At 54.7% G+C, this 5,915-nt stretch carries 5 protein-coding genes; 1 reads left to right on the top strand and 4 read right to left on the bottom strand.

Going from position 1 to position 5,915, the window contains the following annotated elements:
- Positions 1-259: 259 nt before the first annotated feature.
- The 4 genes from ACOSYY_RS07000 to ACOSYY_RS07015 all read right to left on the bottom strand — a co-directional run bounded on the left by ACOSYY_RS07000 (position 260) and on the right by ACOSYY_RS07015 (position 4,071).
- Positions 260-475: a hypothetical protein gene (locus ACOSYY_RS07000; RefSeq protein ID WP_421661550.1), complete on the bottom strand. Its 216-nt coding sequence runs from the start codon at positions 473-475 to the stop codon at positions 260-262.
- A 34-nt stretch (positions 476-509) separates the two neighbouring features.
- Complete coding sequence (locus tag ACOSYY_RS07005; protein ID WP_421661551.1) at positions 510-779, bottom strand: hypothetical protein; 270 nt, start codon at positions 777-779, stop codon at positions 510-512.
- 210 nt (positions 780-989) lie between these two features.
- A complete protein-coding gene (locus ACOSYY_RS07010) occupies positions 990-1,709 on the bottom strand; it encodes a DUF72 domain-containing protein (protein ID WP_421661552.1) in 720 nt (239 codons plus the stop codon).
- A gap of 79 nt (positions 1,710-1,788) precedes the next feature.
- Complete coding sequence (locus ACOSYY_RS07015) at positions 1,789-4,071, bottom strand: [protein-PII] uridylyltransferase family protein (RefSeq protein ID WP_421661553.1); 2,283 nt, start codon at positions 4,069-4,071, stop codon at positions 1,789-1,791.
- A 181-nt stretch (positions 4,072-4,252) separates the two neighbouring features.
- Here ACOSYY_RS07015 and ACOSYY_RS07020 point away from each other — a divergent pair, with 181 nt between their 5' ends.
- Entirely contained in the window at positions 4,253-5,863 is a 1,611-nt protein-coding gene (locus tag ACOSYY_RS07020; protein WP_421661554.1) for a [protein-PII] uridylyltransferase family protein, read from the top strand.
- The last annotated feature ends 52 nt before the right edge of the window (positions 5,864-5,915 follow it).

The following is a 5,915-nucleotide window of genomic DNA, read 5'->3' on the forward strand; positions in this document are numbered from 1 at the left end:
GGGCCCCTTTCTCTGGTCTGAGGATAACTCGGATCTGTTCGAAGATAGGCTACTGCTCCTGAGAGAGTGTGTCAACGGGCAAGGTCAAAAAAGCACGTAATAGGAAGCGGCCCGTAATTCTTCTCCTGCCATATGCCTAACGATCCATGCGAGATATCGAACTCACACAAGTCAAGTAGCGCCACTACCTGCTGCAAACCTAAGGCTGGAGGAATGTCCGCCTTATTGGCCTTCTTCTACATCTGATAAGGGTAGAGGCCTAACAGATGTTGGTACTCCAATCCAGCACATTGTTCACTGCTTCCCCAATCGGCATGGGGGCATTCGAGGCCCATGTATCTGTGGCGGGATTGTATTCCTCCGTGGAATAGGAATAGATCAATCCATTCGGGTCCGAGGAGAAGTTGACTCCGCCGATCGCATAGATCTTGTTGTCGACGGATACGACGATGAGTCGTCGGCGCGGAGTCGGCATGTCTGCTTTGCGAGTCCATGTATCTGTGGCCGGATCATGCTCTTTTACTGTTCGAAGAACTGAGGCCGGAGTAACCTCGAATTGCATAGATCTTGTTGTTGACCGTCGCCACGCCAAATTCGGTGCGAGGTGTCGGCATTGGGTTTCTCGGTGCCCATGTAATTGGAGGGCCGGCAGATAGTAATTGGGAACTTGATGGTGAGGCGCTTTCTCCTACGCCGCCACTGGAACAGGCAAGAAGAATGAATGGAGCAAGCAGGAATCCTGAGCGAACAAATCGATTGAGGCGTTTACCGGCGAGCATGAGTCGTCACCTCATTTTGAATCGGTGGACAGCATTTGGCGTGCATTCCGTGCCGGAGGAGGGTACTTAGAGGAGTACTCGAATACAGCCCTACCTGAGAGGGAGAAACTTGTACGAATTGCGCCTTGAAGAACACTGGGTCGTGGAGGCGTGATTTTCGACTGAGATAAACAACTGAGGGACTATTCAGTAACCGCTGCTTGAAATTGTCTAGAAATTCAGGAGCCGGTGAAGTTCGTCTGCCCAGAGCCAGGGAGAGCCTTCGTCTTCGTGTCTGCAGTAGACGAAGCAGTCTTGTCCTTGTTGAGAAGCATTCTGAAAGCGTTCAGCCCATCGTCGGAGTTCTGTCTGGCTATATCTAGTTTTGCGAAGTCGGACATAGCGGAACTGAGCTGTATCTCGATGCTCTGCCTGATGCTCATCCGTCTCAACTGCAGCCCATGCGACCGAATACTGACGCAAGAGCCGTTCGACCTCGTCAGCCAGCCAACTCTCATGCCGAAATTCTATGGCCCATTGATGGGTCGTCGGCAGGGATCCAAGGAACGTTTTTAGTCGCCCATCATCGCGTTTCAAATTGGGAGGCAATTGGATCAGTACCGGGCCGAGCTTACCGGCATTGTGAAGCGGTTCGAGCCGTTGCCGCATGGCCATCAACATGGGAAGCCCTTCCGGCTTGAGGCGATGGATATGTGTAATTTCTCGGTGAGCCTTCGGCGCATAGATGAAGTGAGGAGGAGTACCTGCGAGCCATGTCTGCACAGTGTTCTCGGTCGGAAGCCGATACCACACACCATCGAGTTCAACGGTCTGATACCTCGTGGCGTAGTAGCGAAGGAAATCGGTTGGTTTGATGCCGGATGGATAAAAACGATCAGGTCCCTGCCAAGCCTTGTAGGAATAGCCTGATAGGCCAATATAGTAGGCCATAACCTGGATCCTTATACGATAAGGTCACCGCCACTAGGCTGAACTCGCTACGATGATGCTTCTTCATCCTTATTCGCAGTCATACCTTTCCAAACATCCTTGTAAAAAACTCTTTCACCTTTCCCATGTGCTCTTGCACATCCGTTTCCAGATGTCTGGCCCCCGCTTGCCAATCGTCGGTGGTATAACCCACACGGCGGGCGAGGAAGATGAATTCGTCGGAATCGACCGGTGGAAGGACACGATCTTTGGCATTGCCACGGACCATGCGGAGCCCATCGATGAGCATCCTGATGAAGAAATAGGCCTTACGGAGGGTCTCGCCGTCTTGCCTCGTCACAATGCCGCAATCGATGAGGGCGGCCAGCGCCTGCATGGTGTTCGAGATGCGCAGGACAGGAAGCCGATGACCGCGCATGATCTGGAGATATTGAACCGCGTATTCGATATCGACAATCCCACCCTGGCTATGTTTGAGATTGATCGTGCCTCGCTCCACGAGTTGCTTCAACTGTTGCCGGCGCAAGTCGAGGGCGACACGCAGATCCCAAGGTTTACCGCTGTAGACATAATTGTCACGATGGGTTTCCACTCGCTTGCCCAGGGCCGCATCGCCCGCCACATGCCGCAATTTGATCAACGACTGGCGTTCTAACGCGGCGGCAAGACCGTGGTCGCTATAGTAGTTTGTGATCTCTTCGAACGGATTTGTCAGCGAGCCCTTCCCGCCGTGGGGTCGGAGGCGTACGTCCAAATGAAAGATGCCCTCTTGCTTAGCTTCGATCCACTGTAAGAGTTCCGCGCCGAGCCGCTCAAAGTATTCGCTGTTCTCGATCGGCTGCTTGCCGCCGGTGCGGCCCGCATCGCCGTACACGAACATCACCTCGATGTCGGACGCGTAGCCCAACTCCCTGCCGCCGAATTTTCCCAAGCCGAGAACGGTGAAGGGGCAGGGTCTCCTATTCGCCAAACGCGGCGGGCCATACAGCTTGTTCAGTTTGGCTTGGCAGTCTTTCAAGCTCCGATCCACGATGACTTCGGCGAGTTGAGTCAGGGCGGCGGAGAAATCCGGCAAAGCGGTACCCGGCTCGACGATGTGTTTCATATCGATGCGGAACAGTTCGCGATCTTTGAAGCTGTTCAGCGCCGCTTTCCGTTCCTCGTCGGTCTTTGTCCGGTTGACGACGCGATCGAGTTCCTTGCGAAGCTTGGCTTTCGGAGTAACGAGCGGGGCGTCACGATAATCTTGCAAAAGAGGAAGGAGATTATTGTATTGGCGGCGCAAAAAGTCTTCCCAGAGAAAATCGCTGGCCCCCAGCAGCCGAGCGAGCAGCGGAAAAGTTTTCCTGTCGCTGAGAAAGGCCAAAGCTTCCTGCCGGGCTTTCCCTTTTTCCTGTTGCACCGTCAGGTCCAGGAATTGGTCGAAGGCTTCCAAGGCTTTGGTCGGGTCGGGGGCCCAGGTGAGGGCATGTGTGAACTGCTTGATGAGCACAGCCGTGAGGCGCAACTGCTGCTGATCGGCCGCATCGGTGAGCTTCTGACCGTGACGGTTGCGGACATAAAAACGGTCGCGAATTTTCCCGTCTTCGACATCGAATTGCGCTTTGGAAATATAGACATTGCGCATGGCAAGGGCGTTGGCGAAGGCATACAAAAAAGCCGGGGTGTCGTCTGATCGGATGTCCATGACCGTGTCGGTAGGAGATTGGCTGTTGTCGAACGTGATCTGGACCGGATGGAGCAGGCCGCTGAATGACCCGCGCCGCTTGCCGAGCTGTTCGACCAGACGCCGATTCACCGCAAACCGTGCTTCTTCGAATTGTCCCGTGTCGAGGAGTGTGAGTACTGAGTGGAGTGCGTCCGACAATTGCTTCTGTTGCATCCTGCCCAACTCTGAGCCCGGCACAGGCAGGACGCGGAACATGTCCACGATTTTTTTTCTGCTCAGACTCAGGCTACCCTTTGCGCGGCGGATACGTGGCCCATATCCTGTCCAACTCGTATGAGGGGACAGCGGAGCGGTCTTTTCTGCAAACGTATAAATGTGCCCTTCCTCGATGTTGAGACCGAACGCTGAAAGTAGACCGCAAATCGTGGCGAATGCAGAGAAGTAATCATAGGCCACGATCGTGATCTCAAACCGCTTGTCCTGCTGTTCGGCAAAAGCAATTTCGCAGAGGTGCTCCGGTGTCAGTTGAGCCGTTAATCGAACGTGTTCCGCAATCGCCTGAGGCTTGAATCGCCGGAAGTACTCCTGGTCCATGCGAGCGAAAAAATCTTGAAGCACATCGGATGGAATGTCAGGACAGAGCGGACGAACCGAGTTGAGAAGCGATGTGCGATCAGAAGAGCCTATCGGCATAAGTTTCAGTATACCCGAATGGTTTCATTGTGCGTAGAGGAACGTGTCAGTATAATGCCGCCCCATGAGTCGTCTTTCTGTTCCGCCTGCATTTCCTCGAGCCCGGCCTGCGGCTAGGAATAGTGGCTCTAAACCGGATCCCAGGCCGATTCTGCTCGCTGCCAAGCGGAGTGTCGAGGACGTGCGAGCCATTTTATCCGCGTATGGCCTGAGTGATCTCGATCGAGCTGATCGCAACCTCGATGCGATGGCGGGTGACCCGGTCCAACGCCGGCGGCTGGCCGACATCCTGCCGATGTTGATGGAATCTATTTCCAGGACGGCGGACCCTGATCAGGCGTTGAACCATTGGGAGCGCATATTGGCCAACGTATCCCGCACATCATTTCTCGACTACTTGCGCACGTCGCCGCGCATGCTTGACCTCCTCTGTGTGATATTCGGCAACAGTGACGCCTTGGCCTTTACGCTGATCCGAGACCCAACCGTGGTGTATTGGTTGGCTGAAGAAGAGGTCCTATCACGACCTCCGACGCGGAACGGGATGGAGACCGCGCTTTACAAGAGCATCGGGAGCCTGATTTCCAAGGGACTGAAGTTGGACGCGCTGCGGCGTTTTCGGCGACGGGAAATGCTGCGCATCGGCGTGCGCGATCTCCTCCGTCTTGCTACAGTCCCCGAGACGACCGGCTTATTGTCCGACTTGGCCGGCCTGCTGATTCATGCGGCGTATGAGATCGTCGATGCCGACCTCAAGCGGCAGTATGGCGTTCCGATGCATCAAAACCGGCAGAGACGATGGGTGGAGACGAAGTTCGCGGTCATCGGGATGGGCAAACTCGGTGGACACGAATTGAATTACAGTTCGGACGTCGATCTGCTCTACATTTACGAATCTGACAATGGCGAAACCAGAGCGCCGACAGACAAACACGCCGCCAAGCCGGCCGGTGTCGGAATTTCCAATGAGGAATATTTTGAAATTCTCTCCCGCGAATTGACCCGGGCTCTCACCGAACCTACTCGGGAAGGGTATGTCTTTCGAGTCGATCTACGTTTACGCGCGGAGGGATCAGTCGGACGGTTAGCCCGCTCGCTTGCGAGCTACCAACGGCATTATCTTGTGCGCGGTCAGGTCTGGGAACGATTGGCTCTGCTGAAGGCTTCGCCTGTGGCCGGATCCCATGAAATTGGGCAGGCGTTTCTCAGGCTGATTAAGCGGTTCGTGCTGGGGACAGGGGAAAAATTGGACGGTGATAAGGCATTGGCGATCGTGCAAGACGTTCGTGCGGTGAAGGATATGATCGACGCCAAAATGACTGACCGCGGCCACGGACAACGCAACGTGAAATTGGGGACCGGCGGAATTCGAGAAATCGAGTTTTTCGTGCAGACCGTTCAAGTTTTGGTGGGACGAAAGGTGCTTGCGCTCCTGGATCGGAGCACGCTCGGTTCCCTGAACCGGCTGGCTCGCAAGAAACTGCTTTCGAGTGAAGACCGTGATATCCTCACTGCTGCCTACCTGTTCCTACGCGATGTCGAACATAAGTTGCAAATGGTCCATGATCTCCAGACCCATGCGCTTCCCGACAGCTCAGAAGAGTTGGAGCGCTGCGCAGTCCGGATGGGATATGGCGCGGACGATCGAAAAAAAGCGGCCGAATTGTTCCAGGCCGACCATCAACGCCATACGGAGATGGTGCACCGCTCCTTCCGATCGTTTTTTGTCGAGCCGACGACCTCGCCTATCTTGAGTGCTACCCTTAAGACAATAGGAGTAAAGCTGCAATAGCAAGGATATACATTCAGAGCCCTATGTTGAGCCTCATGGCTTCCCTCGGACT

This window comes from Nitrospira sp. BLG_2, from assembly GCF_049222245.1.

What these genes read in the sequence shown, in the direction of transcription:
- ACOSYY_RS07005 (WP_421661551.1), bottom strand. Translation starts at nt 779, where the DNA reads ATGCTCGCCGGTAAACGCCTCAATCGATTTGTTCGCTCAGGATTCCTG.
- ACOSYY_RS07015 (WP_421661553.1), bottom strand. Translation starts at nt 4,071, where the DNA reads ATGCCGATAGGCTCTTCTGATCGCACATCGCTTCTCAACTCGGTTCGT.
- ACOSYY_RS07000 (WP_421661550.1), bottom strand. Translation starts at nt 475, where the DNA reads ATGCCGACTCCGCGCCGACGACTCATCGTCGTATCCGTCGACAACAAG.
- ACOSYY_RS07010 (WP_421661552.1), bottom strand. Translation starts at nt 1,709, where the DNA reads ATGGCCTACTATATTGGCCTATCAGGCTATTCCTACAAGGCTTGGCAG.